This window comes from Streptosporangium sp. NPDC049644 (assembly GCF_040675205.1).
Classification (GTDB): Bacteria; Actinomycetota; Actinomycetes; order Streptosporangiales; family Streptosporangiaceae; genus Streptosporangium; species Streptosporangium fukuiense.
Genome location: NZ_JBFAOJ010000236.1, coordinates 1 through 2,196, shown reverse-complemented (window position 1 = coordinate 2,196; position 2,196 = coordinate 1). Strand labels below are relative to the sequence as shown.

The 2,196-nt window shown below is 65.3% G+C and carries 6 protein-coding genes; 2 read left to right on the top strand and 4 right to left on the bottom strand.

Annotated features, from left to right (window positions below; genetic code table 11):
* The 4 genes from AB0J58_RS44735 to AB0J58_RS44720 all read right to left on the bottom strand — a co-directional run.
* The coding region (locus tag AB0J58_RS44735; RefSeq protein WP_364227885.1) for a hypothetical protein at positions 1 to 180 on the bottom strand (180 nt) is incomplete at its 3' end.
* Between the two features lie 22 nt (positions 181 to 202).
* The gene (locus AB0J58_RS44730) at positions 203 to 409 is read right to left on the bottom strand and encodes a hypothetical protein (protein ID WP_357797421.1); all 207 of its coding nucleotides are present in this window, start codon (positions 407 to 409) and stop codon (positions 203 to 205) included.
* The gene (locus AB0J58_RS44725; protein ID WP_357797423.1) at positions 406 to 852 is read right to left on the bottom strand and encodes a hypothetical protein; all 447 of its coding nucleotides are present in this window, start codon (positions 850 to 852) and stop codon (positions 406 to 408) included. Before AB0J58_RS44725 ends, AB0J58_RS44730 begins: the two co-directional genes overlap by 4 nt.
* Positions 849 to 1,139 carry a hypothetical protein gene (locus tag AB0J58_RS44720; protein WP_357797426.1) on the bottom strand — a complete coding sequence of 97 codons (291 nt, stop codon included), beginning with the start codon at positions 1,137 to 1,139 and terminating at the stop codon, positions 849 to 851. The genes AB0J58_RS44725 and AB0J58_RS44720 overlap by 4 nt, the downstream gene beginning before the upstream one ends.
* A 166-nt stretch (positions 1,140 to 1,305) precedes the next feature.
* Here AB0J58_RS44720 and AB0J58_RS44715 point away from each other — a divergent pair, with 166 nt between their 5' ends.
* Both AB0J58_RS44715 and AB0J58_RS44710 read left to right on the top strand, forming a co-directional pair.
* Positions 1,306 to 1,506 carry a hypothetical protein gene (locus AB0J58_RS44715; protein ID WP_357797428.1) on the top strand — a complete coding sequence of 67 codons (201 nt, stop codon included), beginning with the start codon at positions 1,306 to 1,308 and terminating at the stop codon, positions 1,504 to 1,506.
* Positions 1,499 to 2,119, top strand: coding sequence for a GIY-YIG nuclease family protein (locus tag AB0J58_RS44710; RefSeq protein ID WP_357797431.1), 621 nt, complete (start codon positions 1,499 to 1,501; stop codon positions 2,117 to 2,119). Before AB0J58_RS44715 ends, AB0J58_RS44710 begins: the two co-directional genes overlap by 8 nt.
* Positions 2,120 to 2,196 lie beyond the last annotated feature (77 nt).

Sequence of the window (2,196 nt, the reverse complement as noted above, 5' to 3'; positions counted from 1 at the left end):
GTCCCGGTGTGTGCTCGCCGATGCCTGGACGATGGCGTAGGTGAGGGAAAGCGTCGCGCACACCTGCGCCTCTTGCAGCAGCAGCGTCGCTTCTGGGCTCCCGCCGTCATGCTCGCGCACTACCTTGTACGCCTGCTGGCGAAGCGTCTCGGCTTCGCGGGCGTAGTCCTGTCCGTTCATGAGGGTTGGTCCTTTCAGGGGGTCAGGAGGTGGGGGCGCGGCCTGCTTGGATCGCCGCAATGAACTCGTCAGGGAAAGCCGCGACCGCGCCGTGAACCGCGTAGTGCGCGCGGACGTACGCGATACGGCACTCGTCGCAGCCGCCAGCAGAGCCGACCTTGCAGTCCTCGTAGTGGAGGCTTCCGGTCTTCGCGGCGGTCTCGATGACCTCGCGGGGAAGCTCGATCACTTCGTCTCCTCCCCAAGGGGAAGAGCAGCCGAGGAGGAGTCGGGGTTGATGTGGCGGGCGACAGCCAGGGCGGGCAACCAGGTGGGGGCCATGGGCGCGTACTTGGCCAGTTCCGCTTCGGTGAGGTCACCGGCGAGGCGGTGAATCTCGGCGGCCGTCGCGTCCAGCAGGGCGGCGAACGGTTCGGCCAGGGCAGGCGAAACCAGCGCGATCCACAAGGCGCCGCCCTCGGCTTTGCCGTCGGCGGCAACCTGTCCACGGGGCGGGGGAACCACCACCACGGCGTCACGGGACGGAGTACTGATGACCGTCGTCGCCTCAGCAGGACCGCCAGCGACGTCCCACCACCACGGGCCGTCGAGGTTCCATGGCCAGGGGGCAGCCTTCTCAGCGGTCGCACGCAGCTTGGAAGCAGCGGCACGAATCTCTTCGGCGACGCTCACGACGCCTCCCCGAGGGGAAGCTCAGGCGTGCGGGCGGCGGCTTCCTTGACGACGACGGCGTAGTGGTCGACGTGGCCGCATGGGTTGGTCCACACGTCCACCGAGTAGTACGCGCCGTCGTCGACCTGGTTGAGGTTGCGGGGAACTCCTCGCGGACCGCCGCACACCGGGCAGTTCGCGGAGATCTCCACGGTGCGCACGACCGGGTTGGTCAGGCCCGCACCCCAGGGCGCTTCGGCGGATCGGTCGCGGACACGGACCTGCATCGTCGTGGTCTGGTCAGACACGAGAACTCCTATCTGTGGGACGCCTACGCGTCGTTTTCGTATTACAGATATACCGATGCTTTGCCGTGTCCACAAGAGCTTTCAGCATGTTACTGTCTTACAGAAACGTAGACGAGAAAGGAGGCCGCATATGATCCCGTGTACTCACACGCTCGGGAGATCAGCCATGCCGCGACCCAAGACAGGCGAGACTCCGGTCCGCAACGTCCGCCTCGGAGACGAAATCTGGGAGCAGGTCGAATGGATCGCGGGCGAGGACGGCACGAGCAACACCGCCGTCGTGAAGGAAGCGCTGCAGGAGTACATCGCCAAGCGGCGCCGTATCCACCGCATGCAGCAGGCGAAGCTGAAGGCCGCCGATGAGTAACCGAACGGCCCTGTACCGCTTCTACGACGAAGACGACCGGCTGCTGTACATCGGCATCACGGAGAACATCACCGCCCGCTGGGGCAGCCATGCCACCAAGAAGGCGTGGTGGCCAGAGGTCGCTCGCAAGGACGTGGAATGGTTCGACACTCGTGCGCTCGCCCTCGCTGCCGAGACGAGAGCCATAATCACGGAGCGTCCCGTCCATAACATCGTGCACGCCCCAGGCCGCATCGTCATACGCCGGATACTCCCGAGGCCAGACAAGACGCTGATCAAGCCTCCGGCGCTTCCTCTGTACGAATTCATCGTGGAAGAACTGGCGCGACGTGGGCAGACGAAGACCTGGTTGACGCGCAAGAGTGGCGTCTCCCGGAGCGGTATCGACAACCTGGCCAAGCAGCCACGAACGCCTCAGGCTGGAACCGTGATCGCGCTCGCTGGCCCGCTCGAAATGGATCGGAAGCGCGCACTCCAACTCGCTGGCCTGGCGACTACCGAAGATCTCATCATCGCCAAGAGACCGGTTGATCTGTCCGCCGTTTCCACGGCCGATCTCATCGCGATGCTTCACCGCCTGACCGACGAACTCCACCGTCGCGTCAAGTCCTGACACCTGTCTCCTCCTCTCATCGCGTGTGCGGGTTGGTCTGCTGGCTCCCGTTCAGCAGCCCGGGGGTGGTCCCGCCC

Bases quoted from the DNA above. Each gene is read 5' to 3' on its own strand.
- AB0J58_RS44715 (WP_357797428.1), top strand. From the start codon at position 1,306: ATGCCGCGACCCAAGACAGGCGAGACTCCGGTCCGCAACGTCCGCCTC.
- AB0J58_RS44710 (WP_357797431.1), top strand. From the start codon at position 1,499: ATGAGTAACCGAACGGCCCTGTACCGCTTCTACGACGAAGACGACCGG.